General features: G+C 64.8%; 21 protein-coding genes. 11 read left to right on the top strand and 10 right to left on the bottom strand.

From position 1 onward, the window contains the following. Positions 1-11 precede the first annotated feature (11 nt). The 4 genes from B4393_RS12475 to B4393_RS12460 all read left to right on the top strand — a co-directional run bounded on the left by B4393_RS12475 (position 12) and on the right by B4393_RS12460 (position 4,424). Positions 12-1,307, top strand: a complete 1,296-nt coding sequence (locus B4393_RS12475; protein WP_078334477.1) for an aminotransferase class V-fold PLP-dependent enzyme — start codon at positions 12-14, stop codon at positions 1,305-1,307. Between the two features lie 82 nt (positions 1,308-1,389). Next, on the top strand, positions 1,390-2,979 hold the full coding sequence (locus tag B4393_RS12470; protein ID WP_078334386.1) for a flavin-containing monooxygenase: 1,590 nt from the start codon (positions 1,390-1,392) through the stop codon (positions 2,977-2,979). Continuing rightward, positions 2,976-3,935: an SDR family NAD(P)-dependent oxidoreductase gene (locus tag B4393_RS12465; protein ID WP_078334385.1), complete on the top strand. Its 960-nt coding sequence runs from the start codon at positions 2,976-2,978 to the stop codon at positions 3,933-3,935. The genes B4393_RS12470 and B4393_RS12465 overlap by 4 nt, the downstream gene beginning before the upstream one ends. 51 nt (positions 3,936-3,986) lie before the next feature. Continuing rightward, positions 3,987-4,424, top strand: coding sequence for a hypothetical protein (locus tag B4393_RS12460; RefSeq protein WP_191988886.1), 438 nt, complete (start codon positions 3,987-3,989; stop codon positions 4,422-4,424). Between the two features lie 24 nt (positions 4,425-4,448). Here B4393_RS12460 and B4393_RS12455 read toward each other — a convergent pair whose 3' ends face one another. Continuing rightward, a complete protein-coding gene (locus tag B4393_RS12455; protein ID WP_070937295.1) occupies positions 4,449-4,970 on the bottom strand; it encodes a 2-oxo-4-hydroxy-4-carboxy-5-ureidoimidazoline decarboxylase in 522 nt (173 codons plus the stop codon). Between the two features lie 114 nt (positions 4,971-5,084). Between B4393_RS12455 and B4393_RS12450 the strand changes: the two genes are divergently transcribed. Next, positions 5,085-5,774 (top strand): hypothetical protein, encoded by a 690-nt coding sequence (locus B4393_RS12450; RefSeq protein ID WP_070937294.1) that lies wholly within the window; start codon positions 5,085-5,087, stop codon positions 5,772-5,774. Between the two features lie 3 nt (positions 5,775-5,777). Here the strand turns inward: B4393_RS12450 and B4393_RS12445 are convergent, their stop codons facing one another. Then, positions 5,778-6,266, bottom strand: a complete 489-nt coding sequence (locus tag B4393_RS12445) for an inorganic diphosphatase (protein WP_070937293.1) — start codon at positions 6,264-6,266, stop codon at positions 5,778-5,780. Between the two features lie 91 nt (positions 6,267-6,357). On the opposite strand from B4393_RS12445, the gene dacB reads away from it, so the two are divergent. Genes dacB through tilS form a run of 3 tightly spaced genes read left to right on the top strand, consistent with a single transcriptional unit; the run spans position 6,358 to position 9,754 of the window. Further along, entirely contained in the window at positions 6,358-7,755 is a 1,398-nt protein-coding gene (gene dacB, locus B4393_RS12440) for a D-alanyl-D-alanine carboxypeptidase/D-alanyl-D-alanine endopeptidase (protein ID WP_078334384.1), read from the top strand. Next, positions 7,755-8,816 (top strand): zinc-dependent metalloprotease, encoded by a 1,062-nt coding sequence (locus B4393_RS12435; RefSeq protein WP_078334383.1) that lies wholly within the window; start codon positions 7,755-7,757, stop codon positions 8,814-8,816. The genes dacB and B4393_RS12435 overlap by 1 nt, the downstream gene beginning before the upstream one ends. 56 nt (positions 8,817-8,872) lie before the next feature. Further along, positions 8,873-9,754, top strand: a complete 882-nt coding sequence (gene tilS / locus B4393_RS12430) for a tRNA lysidine(34) synthetase TilS (protein WP_078334382.1) — start codon at positions 8,873-8,875, stop codon at positions 9,752-9,754. A gap of 6 nt (positions 9,755-9,760) precedes the next feature. Here the strand turns inward: tilS and B4393_RS12425 are convergent, their stop codons facing one another. Next, on the bottom strand, positions 9,761-11,257 hold the full coding sequence (locus B4393_RS12425; protein ID WP_078334381.1) for a flavin-containing monooxygenase: 1,497 nt from the start codon (positions 11,255-11,257) through the stop codon (positions 9,761-9,763). Positions 11,258-11,380: 123 nt separating this feature from the next. Here B4393_RS12425 and hpt point away from each other — a divergent pair, with 123 nt between their 5' ends. Next, a complete protein-coding gene (gene hpt / locus B4393_RS12420) occupies positions 11,381-11,962 on the top strand; it encodes a hypoxanthine phosphoribosyltransferase (RefSeq protein WP_070937289.1) in 582 nt (193 codons plus the stop codon). Here hpt and B4393_RS12415 read toward each other — a convergent pair whose 3' ends face one another. The 5 genes from B4393_RS12415 to B4393_RS12395 are packed head-to-tail and all read right to left on the bottom strand — an operon-like array spanning position 11,963 to position 16,541. Next, positions 11,963-12,565 carry an SIMPL domain-containing protein gene (locus B4393_RS12415; protein ID WP_078334380.1) on the bottom strand — a complete coding sequence of 201 codons (603 nt, stop codon included), beginning with the start codon at positions 12,563-12,565 and terminating at the stop codon, positions 11,963-11,965. A gap of 3 nt (positions 12,566-12,568) precedes the next feature. Continuing rightward, positions 12,569-13,318 (bottom strand): SIMPL domain-containing protein, encoded by a 750-nt coding sequence (locus B4393_RS12410; RefSeq protein ID WP_078334379.1) that lies wholly within the window; start codon positions 13,316-13,318, stop codon positions 12,569-12,571. 24 nt (positions 13,319-13,342) lie between these two features. After that, positions 13,343-14,374 (bottom strand): zinc-binding dehydrogenase, encoded by a 1,032-nt coding sequence (locus B4393_RS12405; RefSeq protein ID WP_078334378.1) that lies wholly within the window; start codon positions 14,372-14,374, stop codon positions 13,343-13,345. Continuing rightward, positions 14,374-15,576, bottom strand: coding sequence for an LLM class flavin-dependent oxidoreductase (locus B4393_RS12400; protein WP_078334377.1), 1,203 nt, complete (start codon positions 15,574-15,576; stop codon positions 14,374-14,376). The genes B4393_RS12405 and B4393_RS12400 overlap by 1 nt, the downstream gene beginning before the upstream one ends. After that, entirely contained in the window at positions 15,576-16,541 is a 966-nt protein-coding gene (locus B4393_RS12395) for an alpha/beta fold hydrolase (protein WP_078334376.1), read from the bottom strand. Before B4393_RS12395 ends, B4393_RS12400 begins: the two co-directional genes overlap by 1 nt. A gap of 120 nt (positions 16,542-16,661) precedes the next feature. On the opposite strand from B4393_RS12395, the gene B4393_RS12390 reads away from it, so the two are divergent. Then, entirely contained in the window at positions 16,662-18,008 is a 1,347-nt protein-coding gene (locus B4393_RS12390; protein ID WP_078334375.1) for an amidase, read from the top strand. Positions 18,009-18,254: 246 nt separating this feature from the next. Here the strand turns inward: B4393_RS12390 and B4393_RS12385 are convergent, their stop codons facing one another. Then, a complete protein-coding gene (locus B4393_RS12385) occupies positions 18,255-19,073 on the bottom strand; it encodes a Coq4 family protein (RefSeq protein ID WP_078334374.1) in 819 nt (272 codons plus the stop codon). Between the two features lie 62 nt (positions 19,074-19,135). On the opposite strand from B4393_RS12385, the gene B4393_RS12380 reads away from it, so the two are divergent. Continuing rightward, positions 19,136-19,798 (top strand): helix-turn-helix domain-containing protein, encoded by a 663-nt coding sequence (locus B4393_RS12380; protein WP_078334373.1) that lies wholly within the window; start codon positions 19,136-19,138, stop codon positions 19,796-19,798. Here the strand turns inward: B4393_RS12380 and B4393_RS12375 are convergent. Beyond that, positions 19,795-21,363 carry a substrate-binding domain-containing protein gene (locus tag B4393_RS12375; protein ID WP_109558403.1) on the bottom strand — a complete coding sequence of 523 codons (1,569 nt, stop codon included), beginning with the start codon at positions 21,361-21,363 and terminating at the stop codon, positions 19,795-19,797. The genes B4393_RS12380 and B4393_RS12375 overlap by 4 nt on opposite strands. Between the last annotated feature and the right edge of the window lie 7 nt (positions 21,364-21,370).

The raw sequence follows: 21,370 nt of genomic DNA, 5'->3' as shown, positions 1-21,370 counted from the left end.
TGGGATGTCGCATGTCAGCGTCACAAGAATTCGGGTCCGAGCAGCCGACCGCGCGCGTTGTAGGCGCTGATACCAAAGTTCCACTGGCTCAAGGTGGCTGGATCAGATACGCCAATTTCGATTACGCGGCCAGTGCGCCGGCCCTGCGCGACGTCGCGGACCGTGTCACTGAGCTGCTGCCGTATTACGCCAGCGTGCATCGGGGTGCCGGGTACGCCTCGCGCGTCTGCACGAGGCTCTATGAGGGGGCTCGGGAGGTTGTGGCGCGTTTTGTCGGAGCCACTGACGGCCAGCACGTGATTTTCACCCGCAACACCACGGACTCATTGAATCTACTGGCGTCCGCGGTGCCGGGCGAGGTGGTGGTGCTCGATATCGAACATCACGCAAATCTGTTGACCTGGCAGCGATATGGCGCTCGGGTGGTGGCGCATCGAGCCACCGTCGCGGACACCGTTGCCGCGCTGGACGAGGAACTGGCGCACCGGCCCGCCGCGCTGCTGGCCGTCACCGGCGCCTCCAATGTCACCGGTGAGGTGTTGCCCCTGGCCGAGCTCGCGACCGTGGCGCACCGCCACGGGGCAAGAATCGCCGTGGACGGAGCGCAGTTGGCGCCGCACCGCCGAATCGATCTGGCGGCGTGTGGAATTGACTACTTCGCGTTTTCTGGGCACAAGTTGTACGCGCCGTTCGGCGTTGGAGTCCTTGTGGGCCAAGCTGACTGGCTCGACGCCGCGAGGCCCTATCTGGCGGGTGGCGGAGCGGTACGCAACGTGGGTATCGACGGGGCCGAATGGTTTACCGGACCGCAGCGGCATGAGGCGGGGACGCCCAATGTGATCGGTGTCGCCGCGGTGGTCGCGGCGTGTGAGGCATTGACTGCTCTCGGTGATGTCGGACATGTCGAGGCCGCGCTCACCGCGCAACTGCGCGACGGGCTCGATGCGATCGATGGCGTTGACACCCTGCGTATCTGGGACAGCGATCGTGACGTGCTGGGCATCGTATCCTTCACCGTCGCCGGATACACGCCGTCGGTTGTCGCGGCCTATCTGTCGGCCGAGCACGGTATCGGGCTGCGCGACGGCAGGTTCTGCGCGCACCCGCTGTTGGCCAGGCTCGGCGCCCCCGACGGCGCGCTGCGCGCGAGCATCGGGCTGGGAACCACCGCGGGTGACATCACGCGGCTCCTGGGTGCGATCGATGAGCTTGTTGAGCACGGACCGGCTTTGACCTACGCCGAGATCGACGGTCAGGTCGGGCCCGTGGACGATCCGCGTCCGCTCCCGGATTTTCTGGCGGCCTGAGTCCCCGTTCTCATATCCGTAACTTTGAATACGTGATACTTTCAGTCTGACACATAACGGGTCGGACTGACAAGGACGTCGAATGACTAGTGCGCGTGTGCGAGGTAGTGGGGCCAACGAGCGTGAGCAGGGTGTTCCCGACCATGAGGTCGTGATCATCGGGGCCGGATTCGGGGGTATCGGAGCCGCCGTAGAGCTCACCAAAAGGGGAGTCCACGACTTCGTGATCGTGGAGAAGTGGGGGGCCGCCGGCGGCACCTGGCATGCGAACAAGTACCCGGGTGTGGCCGTCGACATCCCGACCTTCATCTACAGCTTCTCCTACGACCAGAAGACCACCTGGTCGAAGTTCTTCACGCCGGGCGATGAACTCGAGCAGTATGCCAACGAACTCGTCGACAAACATGAATTGCGCGGAAAGATTCGATTCAACACGCGTGTGGTGCGCCAGGAATTCGATGAGGGGCAAAACATTTGGGTGCTCACTCTGGATGACGACAGCGTGATCACCGGCAGGCATGTGGTTGCCGCGACCGGCGGGCTCGAGCAACCCAAGCTCCCCGAGATAGAAGGAATCGATTCCTACCAGGGTGTCCTGATGCATACCGCTTTGTGGGACAAGGGTGTTCAGCTTGCCGGGAAACGGGTGGCCGTCATCGGAACAGGCGCCACATCGCTGCAGCTGGTTCCCGAGATTGCTCCGGAGGTTGGCCACCTCACCGTCTTTCAGCGCACCCCTATCTACGTGGGGCCCAAGCCCGACTGGAAGTACAACGGGTTCTGGCGGGCGCTTTTCGGGTTCCCCGGGGTCGCCAAGGGCATTCGGCACGCCATCAACCTCAGCACCGCGTACATCCCGGATGCCGTGTTCAAGCTCGATTCCAAGTACGCCGAGTCCGCGTCGATGGCCCTGGCCAACAGGATCCGGCGCTGGATGCGCACTCAGGTCGACGACCCGGTGACCCGTGAGAAGCTGCTGCCCTACTACGGATTCGGCTGTAAGCGCCCCTCATTCTCCAACACCTATCTCAAGACCTTCAACCGCCCGAATGTCGCCTTGGTGACCGAACCGATTCAGCGGATCACCGAGAAGGGTCTGCTGACGGCGGATGGGGTCGAGCATGAAGTGGATGTGCTGATCTGCGCCACCGGATTCGCCATCTGGGATCACATGCCCGCCTTCCCGACGGCGGGCCGGGGCGGCAAGGACCTGAAGCAGTTCTTCCAAGAGAATCGTTACCAGGCATATCAGGGTGTCTCGATCCCCGATTACCCCAACTTCTTCCTTGTGCTCGGGCCTTACGGATACGTGTTCGGGCCGTACCACATGCTGATCGAGTCGACGACCGCGCACGCGGCCCGCGTCATCGCGGAGACGAAGAAGCGTGGTGCTACCACCGCCGAGGTGAAGCCTGATGTGCACCAGGCGTATTTCGACAAGATGCACGAGCGCAACAAGAATCACCTGTGGCTCTCGCCTGCATGCTCGACGGCTAACACGTACTACATCGACAACCATGGCGATTCCCCCTTCCGCCCAGGTGGTTTCGGTGAAATGTACTTTCACAACAAGTACTTCCGGCTGGACAACTACCGCTATGGCACCGAGACGGTTGCACCGGTAGTGAAGGCGGCGTCGAAGCGTAAGCGCAACAAGGAGGTTGTGGGATGAGACTGTGGCCCGGACGCAAACCAGAACTCGTCGTGGTGACCGGCGCCGGTAGCGGCATCGGGCGTGCCATCGCGATTCAATTCGCAAAGGGCGGCGCGGAGGTGGTGGCCTCCGATCTGGATCTGGCCACGGCCCAGGAGACGGCGGAGATCATCCACAACAAGGGGCAGCGGGCGGTGGCCTTCCAGCTCGATGTCACCGATCCGGCGGCCTGGGAACGGTTCGCCGAGCAGGTGCGGGCGGAATACGGTGTCCCTGATGTTCTGGTGAACAACGCGGGCATCATGGTCGGCGGCCGTTTCTTCGACCTGGAGCAGGAGCATTGGGAAAAGCAGTTCCGGGTCAACGTCTTTGGTGTCGCTTATGGTGGCCGAGCCTTTGGCAAGCAGATGGCCGAACGCGGGCGCGGCGGTCAGATCGTCAACATCGCCTCGGCAGGAGCAATCACCCCCACGCCGGTCTTCCCCGCCTACTCGGCCTCGAAGGCGGCGGTGAAAATGCTGAGCGAGTGCATGCGGATGGAACTGGGGCCCAAGGGAATAGGGGTTTCGGCGGTGTGTCCCGGATTCATCAACACCAATATCGGGGTAAATGCCACCATTGCCGGTCTGGATGTTCGCGACGATGTGCGTGAGCGTGCGAACAACATGATGCGGGCCTTCCAGTCGTCTGCGCCGATGCGGGTTCTCGACCAGCTGATCGGTCCCCCGCAGGTGGCGCGTGCGACGGTACGTGCGGCGCGCTACAACTTCGCGGTGGCTCCGGTACGCCCCGAGGCGTGGCTGGGCTACTTCCTGAGCAGACTCCTCCCCGGCCTCAATCGACACTTCATGTATCCGATTCCGTACTGGTTGGGACTCGATATCGACACGCTCATGCCCAGGGTGCAACGCGTCATCGATAGCCTGACCGAACGCACCCCGACATCACCGCTGGCGGAGCAGTCGTCCGTCTGATCCGTACCGATCCGCTCACCGGGAATTCAACGATGGCCCGCAGCGGCGCGCGTGGGTACCGTTGCGACTGTGGCGACGCAACATCAAACGTTTCGGGTCTTCACTGACGATGCTGCCGGTTGGCAGGAGCTGACCAGCGGAACGGGTGTTACCGCACGGGTCAACGCGCCCGACCTCAAGCAGGCGCAGCGGGCCCGACACTCCCTGCGCGCCGCGCACAAAGACGCCCCCGCGGTGATCCTGGACGTGTACGTGCACATCGAGGCGGATTCGCGATCGGCGCGTAAACATTTCGCGAGCCTGCGGGTGCCGGCTGCGGTCTCGTACGCAGGCACTCCCGAAGGGCTGGCAGGTCTGATCGCAGACATCTATCTGGCCGGGGTGGCCGACGGGGTGACCCTGATTCCGGCATCGCCGAACACAGATATCGATTGTGCTGCACGACGGGTGTTCGCCCTGCTACCGCAGCGAGTCCCGCTGGCCGCCTAGCGCCGTGCCGTTCGGCGGGCCCGATCACCAGTTGTCGTAGCCGCCCTCGGGGCCAAGCATGCGCTCCAACCGGGTGCGGTTGATCTTCGCGAGCTCGTTGCGGGTTACCTTGCGTTCGGTGTCCGCGTCGTGATGCATGCGATCGGAGATCGCCCGCAGTACCGAGGCGCCGTCCTGACCACACAGGTGCATGACGAAACGATGGCCGAAATGATGTTCGTATCTGTGGGCGGCGGCCCGCAGCGCTGCCATCATCCCCGGGGTCTCATCGCGGATCGCGCACTGTTCGGCATGTGATCGCACGCTGCCAGGCCGTTTGCCCAACGGGGGATAGGCGGTCAGCATCTCGTCCAGCGATTGTTCGGACAACGCGAACAATTCGTTATCTGCGCACCGGAACAGCGAATCGTGATCGGCGAACGGACGTGTCGCGGCGATCTTCCTGGCCCAGGTCACACTGCCACAACACTCATACAGCGCGTGGACCGCTTTGGTGTCGGGCATCTGGTTGAACGTGTCGCGGCCGATGCCCTGATGCATCAACATATGACCATGATTCGACGGATGACCGCTGTTCGCTAGAGGGGGACCGTTGATTTTGCAGGAGCTTAACGCGACGTAACATTGCACCGAGCAGGACTGGGGAAGGAGTGGGGGACAGTGACCGATCCGGCCTGGCAGGAATACCCGCAGGAGCCGTGGCCACCCGATGAGGTGATCCCGTATCCCGAGGATCCGAAGCCTCCGAAATGGCCGTGGATAGTCGCCGGCGTCAGCGTCTTGGCGGTGCTGGCGATAGCCCTGACCTCCATCTTGGTCATAACCCGCCGAACCGAGGTGGCCGCGCCGACCACGGTCACCGTCACCCCGTCGACAACCTGGACCGGACCCAATGACGTCCCGCTGCCGTCGACGACCGAGCCGCCTCCGACAACAACAGAGCCACCGCCGCCACCGAACCCCAGTACCGGTGTCCAGACCACGCCGACGACCACCGAGGCGCCCCCGGTTCCCACCACCACCGAGGCGCCGAAGCCGGTGCCGACGACGGGTGAGGGCCCTGGTGGTTCGGGGCATGGCGGCAAGAGCGTGACGTACAGCGCGTGGGGCTCGGGCGCTGACCCGATGCCGCCGCATTTCGGCTTGAAGGTCAGTTACTGGACCGGCACCGAGCTGGTGACGATCCAAGACATCAAGCTGCCCTGGGGTGTCTCGGTGACGATCACCAACTCTGCGGCGTCACCGCGCATGGTTGTCGACTGGGGTGAAGCCAGTTGCTCCATCACCATCGACGGTGACGTGGTTGCCACGAACAGTGGCCCCATGGGCGCCGTCTGTGTGGCGCCCTGACGCTTAGTGCCCCTGGGTCTTGAGACGCTCGAACGACGCAAGCACCTCGGCTTCGGCCTCGGCGCGGCCTACCCAGTCGGCGGCCTTGACGAACTTGCCGGGCTCCAGGTCCTTGTAATGCACAAAGAAGTGCTTGATGGCGTCCAGCTCGAAGCTCGAGACGTCACCGATGTCCTGGATGTGATCCCAGCGCTTGTCGCCGGCAGGCACACACAGCACCTTGTCGTCGCCACCGGCCTCGTCAACCATCTTGAACATGCCCACGGGCCGCGCCTCGACGATCACGCCGGGAAAGACGGACTCGGGCAGCAGCACCAGCGCGTCCAGCGGATCGCCATCCTCGCCGAGTGTGTTCTCGATGAACCCGTAGTCGGTGGGATAGGCCATGGGCGTGTAGAGGTAACGGTCCAGGCGCACTCGGCCGGTCTCGTGATCGACCTCATACTTGTTGCGCTGGCCCTTGGGGATCTCGATGGTGACGTCGAACTCCACACCCGCTCCTTGAATGTCGGTGGTACTTAACAGTCGGTCTTCGCGCAAGCGCTCATCCAGCGCGCACCAGGATAGCGATACCCTGCAGAGCATGGTCACCGCCAGGGCACTTGATCCGCGTCGCTGGCGGCGCTCTACCCATGTCCTGCTCGCCGTCGCTGTCGTGCTGGCGATTGCCGCTCTGGTACTGGCGGTATCGCTGACCACCGGCGCCTCCACCGCTCACCAGTTGCAGAGTGACGATCCGGAACCGGCGCTGGTCACCCCGAAGCCGGCGGTGGTGCCGGTTTCCGATTCCGCGCCGATTCCGACGGCGGACGGCCTGGCACAGGCCCTGGACAAGACGCTGGCTGATCCGGCATTGGGCATGTTCACCGGGCGGGTAACCGACGCGCTGACCGGTCGTGAACTGTGGCAGCAGGGTTCCACGGTGCCGATGGTGCCCGCGTCCACCAACAAGGTGTTGACTGCGGCGGCGGCGCTGCTCACCCTCGACCGCGACGCCAAGCTCACCACCTCGGTGGTGGCCGATACCGCGGGACAACGAGGACTGGTGACATTGGTCGGCGGTGGCGACCCGATCGTCAGCGCGGCCCCGCCGGATACCGACACCTGGTACCGCGACGCCGCACGCATCAGCGACCTGGCCGACCAGGTGCGCAAGTCGGGAGTCGCCGTCACATCAATCACGGTGGATATCAGCCGATTCGGCGGGCCGTCGATGGCGCCAGGATGGGACCCCGGCGATATCGACGGCGGAGATGTCGCGCCCATCCAGGCCGTGATGCTCGATGCCGGACGCACCCAGCCGACCGACTACGACTCACATCGTTCCATCACTCCCGCATTGGACGCCGGTCGCGCGCTTGCCACGGCACTCGGAGTCGACCCCGACGCGGTGCGACTGGACGCGGCGCCTCCGACAGCGAAATCCATTGCGTCCGTTCAATCGGCACCGCTCATGGAACGGCTGCGGCAGATGATGAACGCCTCGGACAACGTCATGGCGGAATGCATCGGACGCGAAGTGGCGCTGGCCTCGGGCCGCCCGCAGTCGTTCGCGGGCACCGTCGACGCGGTGACGAGCCAATTGCGCAGTGCGGGAATTGATCTGACGGATTTGACGCTACGCGATTCGAGTGGGCTGTCCGTGGACGACCGGGTAACCGCGCGTACCCTCGACGAGGTCATCGGAGCCGCCGCCGGTCCCGACAAGCCGAAGCTGCGGCCGCTGCTGGACGTGCTGCCCATTGCCGGTGGCAGTGGCACGCTGTCGGAGCGATTCATCACTCAGAACCAGGCGTCGGCGGGCTGGTTGCGCGCCAAGACGGGATCGCTTACCGGCGTGAACACGTTGGCGGGAGTGGTGACCGACGTCAGCGGGCGGGTGCTCACCTTCTCGCTGATGCAAAACCACGCCACTGCGCCCACCGCGCGCAATGCGGTGGATAACACCGCTGCGGTGTTGCGGTCTTGCGGATGTAGCTGATGGTCGATTCGGGTCGGGGCGACGTGGGAACCGGCAGCCCCGAATTGACGGTTGGCCGCATGGTCAACTGGGAGTTCGCCGCGACCGTGGGCGCAAAGTTGACGCGGCCGGCGCCACCCACCACCGAGTACACCCGTCAGCAGGCCATCGCCGAGCTGTCGGACGCGGCGCGGCGAGCGGAGACGCCGGTGCGTGAGCTCACCGGCCTGGCCGACGGCCTGCTGGTGCCGGAGGCGCGGATCATCGACCGCCCCAGTTGGGTTGCGGCCGCGGCAGAGTCCATGCGCTTGATGGCCGGCGGCGGCGAGGGGGCCACCGGATTCTTGTCCGGCCGCATCACCGGGGCACAGACCGGCGCGGTACTGGCATTCGTTTCGTCGGGAATTCTCGGGCAGTACGACCCGTTCACCGCGGACGGCGCGGGTGCGCTACTGCTGGTGTACCCGAACATCATTGCCGTCGAACGTCAACTTCGGGTGGTACCAAGCGATTTCCGGATGTGGGTATGTCTGCACGAGGTGACGCACCGAGTGCAGTTCTCCGCCAACCCGTGGCTGGCCGGCTATATGTCAGGCACCCTGGCGACGCTCGCGAACGAGCAAGAGGAAGATGTAGCAGGCATGCTCGGCAGGCTGGCCGAGTTTGTTCGCTCACCGAAGAGTCAGGGCGAGAACGGAATCGTCGATCTGCTGCGTGCCATGCAGTCCGAAAGCGGCAGGGATGCATTGGATCGCCTGCTGGTGCTGGGCACGCTCCTGGAAGGGCATGCCGACCACGTGATGGATGCGGTGGGGCCGACGGTTGTCCCGTCGGTGTCGTCCATCAGAGCCCGCTTCGAGGCGCGGCGCTCCCGGAAACAACCCCCGCTGCAGCGGATCATCCGTGCGCTCATCGGCATGGACGCCAAGATGCGTCAGTACACCCGTGGCAAGAAATTCGTCGACCATGTGGTGGGAAAGGTGGGGATGGAGCGCTTCAACACCATCTGGCGTGATGCGGAGACCTTGCCCAAGCCCGCCGAGATCGAGGATCCGGACCAATGGATCGCCCGAGTTCTTTAGCGCTCCGCGTCGCGGTCAAAAAATTTGGTGCTCAATACCTTCCGGGCGCTGCGGAAGTGGCGGTAGCCCTTTCGGGTGGCGCGGATTCGCTGGCGCTCGTGGCGGCCGCCGTCGCGCAGGACTGGGCGGTGACGGCGCTCATTGTTGACCACGGGCTGCAGCGGGACTCTGCCGAGGTCGCGGCCCAGGCCCGGGACCAGGCGCTGGCCCTGGGATGTCGTGATGCGTCGGTTCTTTCGGTGATCGTCGACGGTGCGGGTGGTCTGGAAGCGTCGGCACGCAACGCACGATATGCGGCGCTTGAGCAGTCCCGGGGTGGGCTGCCGGTGCTCCTTGCCCATACTCTCGATGACCAGGCCGAGACGGTGCTGCTGGGGCTCGGGCGCGGATCCGGCGGGCGTTCCATCGCCGGCATGCGCCCTTGGGACGCTCCGTGGGGCCGGCCCCTTCTGGATCTTCGCCGGACCGAGACACGTTCGGCATGTGCGGAATTGGGTCTTACTCCATGGGAAGACCCGCACAACGTGGATTCCCGCTTCGTCAGGGTCCGTCTGCGTCACGAGGTACTACCGCTGCTGGAGCAGGTTCTCGGCGGTGGTGTCGCCGAGGCACTCGCACGCACCGCCGCATCGTTGCGGGACGACGGGGATGCCCTCGATGCGCAGGCCCGCGCCGCGTTCCCGGCGTCGGAGGGCCTGGCGATCTCGAATCTGCGCGACTTGACGCCCGCGATCCGTCGCCGGGTGATCAGGCTCTGGCTGCTGGCCGGTGGCGCACAGGACCTGAACGACAATCAGATTCGCGCGGTGGACGCGCTTGTCATGCAGTGGCGCGGGCAGGGGGGCGTTGCCGTGGGCGCCGATCTGCCGTACCAGCGATTGGTGGCATCCAGGTCAGGCGACGAGCTGGTGCTATCGGTTCACGACGTTGCTAGGTAATCGTCGCTAGGTGATCGCGAAGTCCTCGGGTATCGGGGAGGTGAGCGTGCGCCGGTACTCGACCGGCGGCCAGGGCCACAGTTCGGGTACGCCGTCGGCTCCCAGATACCAACTGTCGCATCCGGTCGACCACACGGTGTTGGGCATTGCCCGGCGCACCTCGGCATTGAATGTCTCCGCGGCGTGCGCGGTTGGTGCCACCGATTGCACTCGGCCGGAACGGATCTTGTCGATCCAATGCATCGCGAATTTGACCTGTGTTTCGGCGATAGAGATGAGCGAGTTGTTGCCGATCGGGCTGTTTGGCCCTATCAAGAGGAAGAAGTTCGGAAACCCGGCGAGCCCCACGGCACGGTAGGCCCGCGGCCCGTCGCTCCACGCATCGCTGAGCTTGATGCCATCGCGCCCGATGACCTCCATGGGACGTAGATACGAATGTGCGTCGAAACCGGTGGCGCATACCAAGATATCGAGCTCATGCAGGACTCCGTCCTTGGTGATGACGCCCTGTGGCACGATGCGGTCGATTCCCTCGGTGAGTACCGAGACATTCGGCCGCTGCACCGCTGTGAAAAATGGCACCGACATCACCAATCGTCGGCACAGCGGTTCATAGTCGGGATGCAATTTCTCGCGTAGCGCCGGGTCGCGGATGAGCAGTCGATGTGATGCCCGCACGAATCCCTGGATGAGCTTGCGGCGTACGCCGGGGCTCACCACCGAGCCACCCACTCCGCGTTCAAAGTAGAAGCGCCACAATCGATAGGAGAATCTGTTGAGGGCGGGTACGCGTGACCAGATGGATTTGGACAGCGCGGAGTAGGTGAAATTGGGGACCGGAGCGACCCACTGCGCGGAGCGCTGGAATACCGACAGGTGCTGTACCTGATCGGCGAGTGCGCTGATGATCTGCACCCCCGACGAGCCGGTGCCGATGAGCCCGACCCGTTTCCCGGCATACGGCACCGTGTGATCCCAGCGCGCGGAGTGAAAGCACGGGCCGGCGAAGCTCCGCAATCCGCCGATCTCGGGAAGGCGTGGCAGGTGCAACACCCCCGTGGCGCTCACCACGGCATCGGCGATATCGCGACTTCCGTCGGAAAGCTCAAGCTCCCAGTGGGATTGACCGGGTTCGTCGACCCATTCGGCGCGCGTCACGGCAGTGCCGAAGCGGATGTTGCGGCGCAGATCCTGCTTGTCGGTGAATCTGACGAAATACCGGTGAATCTCCGAACCCGGTGAAAATCCCTTGCTCCAAGCGGGATTCGGGGCGAAGGAGTACGAGTAGTAACGCGAAGGCACATCGCATTGCAGGCCCGGGTAGGTGTTGTCTCGCCAGGTGCCGCCGACCTCGTCGGCCTTCTCGTAGACGGTGAAGTTGGTGATGCCACGGTGCCGGAGGGTGGAGGCCATGCAGAGGCCCGACATGCCCGCGCCGATCACCACCACGCGGATATCGCGGGATCGTGACTTTTCAACCGCTTGGTAAGCGCCATTGCTCACGTTTCCATAGTGGCCTATTTCGTAAACAAAGTCACTAGGCAATTTGGGATGAGCCGCTTGCGCGAAGACCGTCCGGGGAGGTCGGCTTGGATTGCTCGTGTCGTCCATGGCACGCTGTCGGTCGTGACCTGCGAACAGGATCAGGCATGCGGCGAGCAATACAGCGGCGACGTGAAATCGGTGCTACTCACCGAGGAGCAGATTCGCGCCAAGACGCTGGAGCTCGGTGCCGCCATCGGCGAGAAGTACCGGGACATCCCGGGTGATCTGCTGCTGGTGACGGTGCTCAAGGGTGCCGTCATGTTTGTGTCGGATTTGGCCCGCGCCATTCCGATCCCCACCCAGATGGAGTTCATGGCCGTCAGCTCGTACGGCTCGGCAACCTCGTCCTCCGGGGTGGTGCGCATCCTGAAGGACCTGGATCGGGACATCCAGAACCTCGATGTTCTGATCGTGGAGGACATCATTGATTCCGGGCTGACCCTGAGCTGGCTCATGCGCAACCTCGCCTCACGCGGGCCGCGCTCGCTGAACGTGGTCTCGCTGCTGCGCAAGCCTGAGGCCAAGAAGGTCGACGTCGACGTGGCTCTCGTCGGATTCGAGATTCCCAACGAGTTCGTCGTCGGTTACGGGCTCGATTACGGCGAACGCTACCGCGATCTGCCCTTCATCGGCACGCTGCATCCGCGCGTCTACACCGACTGATCAACTCAGTTCCCACACCACCGTGATGGCTGCGCTCACCGTCTGCTGACCGGCCTCCACCGGCGGACCGCCGGCGGCACGCAGCATCGCGAACTCGGCCCGCGGCTGCGAGGTGCCTCCGGTCTCATCGACGCGCAACACCTTGCCCAGGGCGGCGCCCGCCAGCGCGGCGTACTGCTCGGCCCGGGCCTTGGCGTCGGCGAACGCCCGTTCGCGTGCCTGGGTGGACAGCTCGGTGCTGTCCTGCAGATCGAAGCTCACCCCCGACAGTTGTGCCGCCTCACCTCCCGCGGTGACCGCCTTGTCCAGCACATCGGAGACCTTCGAGAGGTCGCGAACGGTGATCCGCACCGAATTGTCGGCGGCGTAGCCGGTGATCCGGTTGCCGTCGAACTGCGGGTGCACCGACATCCACGCGGTGCGGACATCCTCGGCGGCCACCCCGGAGTCGAGCACCGCGTCGATCACCGCGCGGGCCTTGGCTTTCACCTCGGCCATCACCCCGGCGATGCGGCGGGACCGCACCGACACCCCGACGGTCGCCTGGAACACGTCGGGGCTGCCGCTGGCCTCACCGTGGCCGACAACCGTGATGTCGCCCATGGCCTAATTCAGCTCCCAGATGACACTCACCTGGAAGGTCACCGTCTGCTGTCCCGGTTCCAGCGGCGGAGCAAACGAGGCATCGGCCGGCATGGGTGCACGCTTACCCATCATCGGAGCGGGCGGAGGCACCGAGCCGTGGGATTCGTCGATGCGCAGCACCTTGCCCAGCTGGGAGCCCGACAGACCCGCGTACTGCTCGGCGCGGGCCTTGGCGTCGTTGAAGGCACGCTCGCGGGCGCTCTTCATCAGATCGGCGTCGTTGTCGAGATCGAAGCTGACGCTGGACAACCGTGCGGCATCTCCGCCGGCCCGCACGGCCTTGTCCAGTACCTCGGAAGCCTTCTTGAGGTCGCGGACATTGATGCGCACCGAGTTGGTGGCGTTATAACCGGTGATGTGCGGCGGACCGCCCTGGGGGTAGGTCTGTTCCGGCTGGATGGACAGCTCGTTGGTCTGTACGTCCTCGCGGGCGACCCCGGCCCCGACCACAGCGTCGATGACGGCCTGCGCCTTCTCACTCGCCTGCGACAGCGCGCCGGATACGTCCTTGGCGGTCACCGATACGCCGACATCGGCGCGCAGTACATCGGGTGCGCCCCTGACCTCGCCCTTGCCCACCACCGTCACGTTCCGGGTGGACTCCGGGCTTCCGGTGGAATCGTCACCGCAGCCGGCGAGGAGTACCGCCATCGTCGCGGCGCCAACCAGGGCGGTTGTCCGCGTCAATGTGTGCCGTCTTAGTACCCGCATGTCACTTCCTGTCCTCCCCAACCATTACGGCACCACCAAAATCTTGCAGTGGCGCTCCGGATCACCGAGATCGGCAAAAGCCGAACCGACGTCTTCCAGACCTACCTCACCGGTGACGAGCGGCGCAACGTCGATCTCACCGTCTGCGATTCGCCGGAGCGTCTCGGAGAACTCGGTGGGGTCGTAGGCGAGCACGAATTGCACCGCAACTTCCTTCGCGATCCCGAAGTAGGGGGTGATGGCATCGGGCTCCATGCAGACGCCCACCACCACCACACGTGAACTGTGCGGAGCGTCGCGCAAGACCTCGTTGAGGATGCCAGGCACCCCGACGGCCTCGAAGATCACCGGTGCGCTCGTACCGATCCGGGACCAGGCTTCGAAGGTGGCCTCGATCGTGGGGTCGACGACCTCATGCGCGCCCATGTGCCGCGCCAGTTCACGCCGGGCGGGCGAGAAATCCGCGGCGACAATCGGCTCGATGCCCAGGTGGTGCAGGGCGGCGATCACGGCTATTCCGACGGGCCCGCATCCGATGACGATCGCTCCGGTACCGGGTTGGATTCCCGACTTGTTGACGGCGTGCAGACCGACCGCCATCGGCTCGGTCAGGGCGGCATGCCGGGGATCGAGACCGTTGGGGATGGGCAGCAGCAGCGGCGCGCTCAGCAGCATCCGCTCGGCATAGGCGCCCAGGGTGCTGTTGCTGTAGACGATGGGTTCGAGTCCCTTGGCGGACAGCAGGATTGGAATCGAGGTCACCGCGGTTCCGGGCGCGGGTGCCTGGGTCCCCGGGCCGGCCTCGATCACCTCGGCGGCGAACTCGTGCCCCATGAAGACGTCGGCACCCAAGTCGACGCCGTCGGTGAGGCTCGGCATGCCCGCCATCTGTTTGGACAGTTCGATGGCTTGGGCGCCGTGCTTGGCGAAATGTAGGTCGGATCCGCAGATTCCGCAGGCAGAGACTCTGACCAGCACCTGGCCCTCGCCGGGAACCGGGTCCGGCACATCGTCGCGATAGATCATCGCGCCGTCGCGCAGCACCGATGCTCGCATTAGTTGGCCGCCTTCTGCGCTCGGTCGTTCTGATGTTCCCCGATGGCCTTGGCGACCGCGTCCCCTGCGCGCCCCAGTAGCTCGGCACGCTTGGCCTGCGCCCAGTCGTGGGAGGCCTGGGCGGCGGTGAGCTGACCGGTGAAGTGTGGAATCACCGTGCGGGCGAACAGTTCGTAGGACTTGAATGTCGCCGCCGGTGACGCCCAGTCGTGGCCGAGCATGAGGAAGGTGCCGAACCCGCCGGACTTGTCGAGTAGGTCCTGGATGTATTCGATGGCGTCCTCGGGCGTACCGATGCAGCAGTTGCCTTCGTCCACATAGGCTTTGACGAATTCGTGCGGGTCGATGGTGCCGTCGGCACCGTCCGTGCTGTTGGCCAGCGGGAGTACCCCAACCGCCCCGAAGTAGTGCGCGTAGTCGGGCAGTCCGTAGGTGCAGTCCTCGATGGCCTGTTCGCGCGTCTCGGCCAGGTGCATGATGCCGAGCACTCGCCAGCTGGACCGGTCCGGTTCGGGATGGCCGTGGACTTCCGCCTGCTCGCGGACCACTTCCCATGCGTTCTCCAGCGCGGCGAATCCGCCCGGGATCGACGCCGACAAGGACAGCAATCCGGCGCCCAGCTTGCCGGCCAACCGTGGCCCGGAGGGTGAAAACATAGCGGCGGTAAGGATTTCCGGATATGGGTGGGTGTAGGGACGTAGTTGCAGTTGCGCGTCCCGGAGGGTGAACCAGGATGTTTCGCGGCTGATGCGTTCCTCCGGCGCAGCGCGCAGCAGGGCCAGGATCGCCTCCAGGGACTCTTCCTGCATCTGTCGCTGGTCGACCGGATCGATGCCCATCATGTAGGCGTCGGTCGGCAGCGCGCCCGGCCCGGTGCCGAAGATGACGCGGCCCCGGGTGATGTGGTCCAACAGGATCCAGCGATCCACCACCATCAACGGGTGGTGATAGGGCAGTGACACCACCCCGGTGCCCAGTCTGATGTGCTTGGTGCGCTCGGCCGCGGTGGCGATGAAAACCTCAGGGCAGGAGATCAATTCGTATCCACCGGAGTGGTGTTCACCGAACCATGCCTCGTGGTAGCCCAGGCGGTCCAGCGCGACCACGCGGTCCAGGTCGTATTCCAAAGCGGTGGTGGGATTTTGGCCGACAGGATGAAATGGGGTGATGAAGGCGCCAAAGCGCAGAGGTGCCGCGGGCATCAGTGCGCAACCTCTTGCAGGAATTTCAGCAGCGCGGCATTGACTTCTTCTGGCCGCTCTTGCTGAATCCAGTGTCCGGCCCCGTCGATCAGGAGATCTCCTCGATTGTCGGTGCGGTACTTCATGCTCCCCGCATGGTCGGTGAATCCGAGTACCGGATCGGCGGCACCCGCGATGAACAGCGAGGGCACCACCACATCCGCGCCCGAAAGGCGTTCGGTGAGGGCCCAGTTGCGGTCGAAGTTCCGGTACCAGTTCAGGCCGCCGGTAAATCCGGTGCGGGTGAATTCGGCTATGTAGTGCTCCAATTCGGCTTCGCTGAGCCACTCGGGTAGTGCACCGGGGTCGGGCATGCGCTCGACGAATCCGGCCGGGCCGGGCGCGATCATCGCGGCGCCGTCGATGCGGGCCATCCCTGCCATCATGCGGCGCATCGTGGCGGCCGGGTCGCGATTGAGGTCGGCGTCGGCGACTCCAGGTTCCTGGAAGTACAGGATGTAGAAGAAGTTGTCGCCGAACAGTTTGTTCCATGCCTGTGTGGGAGGTACCTGGCTGCGCCGGGTGAAGGGCACCGACAGGCCGGCCACTCCCGCGACGCGCTCAGGGACGGCGAGAGCCGTGTGCCAGGTGACGACGGCGCCCCAGTCATGCCCGACGAATGTCGCCTTGCCGGCCCCCACTTCATCGAGGATCCCCAGCAGATCGTCGGAGAGCGCCTCGATGTTGTAGTCGTCGATATGTGCGGGCACGCTTGATCTGCCGTAACCCCGCTGATCGGGGGCGATGACGTGGTATCCGGCAGCGGCGAGTGCGGGGATCTGATGGCGCCAGGAGTACGCCAGTTCGGGGAAACCATGGGCCAGAACGACTGCCGGTTGGCCGGGTTCACCCGCCTCGACGATGCGAAGGTGCACCCCGTTGGGGGCGATGTCACGTTCCCGGATATCCACTGCGGCGTCGGTCATGAGCGCATTCTCACCTTCCGAGGGCGGTCAACAGCCTTGTTGTCGCGCGTTTCTGATTGCCACTAAACCACAACGCGCAATCGCCGACCAGAGACCGCGGCCGTCGGTCACACTGAGGCGATGGAGTTCACCGCCACCGAGATCGCGGCGGACGTGCGTTCCGGCGCGATGGATCCGGTTGCCGTGGTCAAGCACGCACTTGCTCGAATTGTTGAGCGGGACAAGGAAATCTGTGCCTTCGCCAGGGTACGGTCCGATGCGTCGGTGCGCGAGGCTGGGCAGTTGGCCCTTCGGAGCGACTTAGCCCGGCTACCGCTGGCGGGAGTGCCCGTTGCCATCAAGGACGTCATACCGGTCACCGGTGAGCCCATGCGGATCGGTTCGTTGGCCACCGCCGCAGAGCCGCAGCCACACGATCACCCGCTGATCGCCAGGCTACAGCGCGCGGGGGCGATCATCGTGGGCCTTACCGCTGTACCTGAGTTATCGCTGTGGCCGACCACGGACGGTGTACACGGAATCACCAAGAACCCGTGGGCAACCGGGCGTACCGCGGGCGGGTCTTCGGGTGGATCCGCTGCCGCGGTCGCCGCCGCAATGGTGCCCGTCGCCGTCGGATCTGATGGATTTGGCTCGTTGCGGGTGCCGGCCGCCTGCTGTGGTCTGGTAGCGCTCAAGCCGGGGATCGGGGTGGTTCCGGCGGAACTCGGGGTGACTTCGTGGGGCGGCGTTGGGGTCAACGGTCCGATAGCCGCAACCGTCGCCGATACCGCGCTGCTCTTCTCGGCACTGGCCGACGATCCGCGGCTCGCGGTAGTGGAAGCGCCGCCATCGCTGCGGGTGGTGATACCCACCAACGAACCGGTCCCGCACGTATGGGCAGACGAGGCCGCGCGCAGGGCAGTGACCGCCGTCCGGGAGACGCTGACGGATATCGGGCACTTCACGGCGACCGCGCATCTGCCCTACCCGCGCAATCTGCTGCCCGTCTTCGCGCGCTGGTTCAGTACCCCGGCCGCCGACGTCGAGGCATTTGTGGCGGACCGTTCGGCACTGCAGCGCAGGACTGTTCGGCATCTGCGACTCGGCCACCTGATGCGCGGCCGGGTATCTGACGAACAGATCGCGGAGGCGGCGCAACGGGCCGAGAGATTCTTCGACGACCATGCCGCCGATGTGGTGATGACGCCGACCTCGCCAAGAATGCCGGTCAAGGCCGCCGGCTGGTCGCGCCGCGGCTGGCTCGCCAATGTGGCGGCCGCATCGATGTCGACCACCTACACCCCGTTCTGGAGTCTGGCCGGTTGGCCCGCCATCACCGTTCCGGCGGGTATTCACCCCATCTCGGGCACGCCGGTGGGCGTTCAGTTCGCCGCACGCCCGGGCAGGGAGGCGCTGCTCCTCGCGCTCGCGGGTCAGGTGGAACGGCACCGACCGTGGGAGCGGGTCCCCGCGCGCTACGCGTAGAGACACGAGCTAGAAGACAAACAGAGCGCCACCGGCCGTGGCGGCGGTGGCGCCCTGCACCGGTACGGGTCAGGGGGTGACCACCCGGTTGACATGGTGTGCGAGTGAGATATCGAGGGGTTCGCACACCACGCCTGATTATGTGCATACGTTCGTGCTCAGAATATTAGACACTCCAGCAGTCTTGTCAACAGTGGTATCCGCCTCGGATGGCGCTGGGCCGAATTGTGCTGAGCCGGTGAATGTTCAGGCGGCGATGGGCCCGGCGGCCAGGATGCGCTCGTAGTTCCACGGGGTCGGTGGCGTGATGGATGGCGGCGTCCATTCGGTGGTCCATCTGCCTTGTGGATGCGCCACCTCGACCGGACTCACGCCGAGAATCGATTGGACCTCGCGGTAGGGCAGTTCGAGCAGTTCTTCCCAGGGAGCGGCCATCAGCAGGTCGGCACGGCGGCCACGCTCGACCGCCTGCCGGTAGTAGCGAAGTTTGAAGCGCACCGGGGCGCCGGGCAGGGTGAGGGCTCCGAACAGTCCGAGCTTCTCCAGAGGGCCCGCGGGTTCCATTTGTCCGCAATGAAATCCGATGTTGGCCATTTCTCCGGCGATATCGGGGCCGTAGCCGCCGACGGTGTGAAACATGTCGTGCAGGGCGGTGCCCCGAATGATCATGTAGTAGAAGTCCTCATCCCAGTTGTTCTTCTCGGCGATCGGCCTGATGATGTCGGACTCGCCGAACACGCCGGCGTCGAGCTTGTTGGTGTTCAGGAACGAGAGGTAGGCGTGGCCCAGGCTGCCGAATGGCAGTGACTTCAAGTACTCCACGTCGTTCAGCACGGTGAGCAGATCTGGTTTGTGCTTGAACAGCTTTCGGCCGTTCGGATGGGATCGCACCTGGTGGTAGGCGCGTGCGAAGACCGGCGCTTCCATGCCGAGAAACGCCTCGTAGATATCGCCGTGGTATTTGGCGTCGATCAGCATGCGCCAGGCTTTGAGCCATGGAGTCCACGTCGCGCGGTCGGGTACGGCACCGCTCGGATTAGAGTATTCGGCCAGGTTGTTCACCATGCATCTAATAATAGGCAGATTAATAAAAGTGTCAATATATTGCGCGAGGAGGCGGCTACGGGATGGCTCGCAAGAGTGAGGGCGAGGACAGGGCTCCCCGCGGCCGGGGCAGGCCTCCGGGCGGTGGAAACACGGCACAGCAGGCCCAGGCTCAACTGCTCGATGCCGCGGAGCGTCTCTTCATCGCGCGTGGATACGGCGCGTCCACGATGGACGCCATCGCGCGGGAGGCCGGCTACAGCCGAGCCGTGGTGTACCGGCATTTCCGGAACCGCGACGACCTGATGGATGCCTTGGTGGTGCGCGCGACGATGAGTGAGATCAGCAAGATGATCGGTCGGCTGATGGCATTGAACAACCTCGCCGAGATCATTCCCGAGTCGCTGGTGATCGTTTCGGTGGAGGTCGGAGCCAATCCGCTGCTACGTGTGCTCGCCGATCGTGACGATCATGGCACAGTGGCGTCGCTGATTGTCAACGCCCCCAATCTTATTGACCTTTTGACGGCCATGTATGCGGGCGTATTCAGCACCCGTATGACGGAGGTACGTCAGGGTGTGCGGCCCGAGGATGCGGCGCGATACGTGCTCTCTGTCGCACTGTCCCTGCTACTCGGGCTGATCCCGGGAACCGACAATCCCGAGCAGGTTCGGCGCTACGTCCGGGTTTTCGTGCTGCCCACGCTGCTGGCGAACCCGCCGGAACCCGAGGCCGTCTTCATCTAGCGTGCCGCGGTTCGCGCCTTGATGAGGTCGGTGACGATATTGGGGATCTCGTCCGCGTTACGCGCGACTCGGCTGCCTCCACCCGGTGTAGCATCCGAAATCTGTTTGAGCACAGCGGCATCGGCATCTTCGGTGATTCCGAGGGTGATCAGGACGACGGGGCGTGCCGGGTCCTGCTCCTTCTTCAAGGTCGCCAGCAACTGGTCCAGTGTCAGGCCATTGGGTTTTTCGTTGGATCCGTCGGTGATGATCACGACGCTGTTGATGTAGTGCGGGTCGTAAGTCGACTGCACCTTGCGAAATGCCGCGAGCGTGGTGTCATACAAACCGGTCCCACCGCCGACGAGTGCGTCCAGGCCGTGGCCTTCGTCGGCCAATAGCTGACGTTGGGTCTTATCGCCCACCTTCTGGCCGAGCGTGCGGATGGGCAGCAGGTCCTTCCAATCCTGGCCGGGCCCGCCCTTGTCGATCGAGAATGCCCACAGGCCGATCTGCGCGTTCTCGGGGAACAGCGGGAGACCGTTGTCGATTGCCTGGCTCAGCAGGCCCACCCGGGTGGTGGGCCCGGCGGTGAACTTCATCGAGCCGGACACGTCGAGCACGGCAAGCATGCGGGAAGGCAAGGCCAGCACCGCATATCGGCGCATCGCCGTGTCGAATGCCGTGAGATCGTTCACGGTGAGCGTCTCGACGGCGCCGACACCGTTTCCGTTCAGCGGTGCGAAATCCGGCGCGCGGAAGCCGGAGCGCGCCAGCGCGTCCTTACCGTCGTCACCCGAGAAACGTTCGGCGAGTATCTCGCCGGAGCGTTTGGCGCTGGGATGCCGATCGTTGGCTGGTTCGGTCACCGCGATCGGATAGTTCAGGGCGGGCGATCCTGTCGCGGGAACGACGGCGATGAGCTTGGTGTCCGGGTGCCTTGCGTTGTAGTCGATGAGCTGTTGTTCGGTCGATACCGCCAGCCCGCCGGTCTTGGCCACCTCGCCGAGACGTTCCTCGGCGCTGCTCTGCTTGGTGTTGATCAGTTGTGCCTGTGCGATGGGAACGAGGGCCGCGGTAATCGCGTTGGGATCGCTCTTTCCCTGCTCGGCCTCGGCGAGCGCGCCCAGCACGGGACCGGCCGCGACGGTGTCCTCCAGCGGATTGCCGATTCGCAGGCCTGGCTGCTTCAACACGCTCAGCCACGAATCGAACGTCGGCGTCTCGCCTTGCTTGGCCACCACCACGACGGGTGTTCTGGCCACCGACTGGCTTGCTGAATCCAGTGCGGCCCCGGTGGCGCGCATCTGCCTGGCCAACCAGACGGACGAATCGGGGAGCCACAGCGCGGGCGCACCGCCGGGCTTGCCGATGGTCGCGGCCGTCGCCGCGGAGGGCTTCGCGGTCACGGTGAATTTTGCGCAGCCGAGCTCTTTGGCGCTGGCGCCGTCAACGACCTTGGACACCACAGGCGCGATCGCCGGATCGGCGGCGACGGCGAAGGTGTCGACGTCCGAGCACCGTTCGGACAGTTTCTTGTAGGCGAAAAACCCGAGCCCACCGAGCAGGAGGGCGACGACTGCCAACGCAATC

It is taken from the genome of Mycobacteroides franklinii, assembly GCF_002013895.1.
Classification (GTDB): domain Bacteria; phylum Actinomycetota; class Actinomycetes; order Mycobacteriales; family Mycobacteriaceae; genus Mycobacterium; species Mycobacterium franklinii.
The sequence above is the reverse complement of the archived record's forward strand: the minus strand, read 5'-3'. Positions and strand labels throughout refer to the sequence as shown.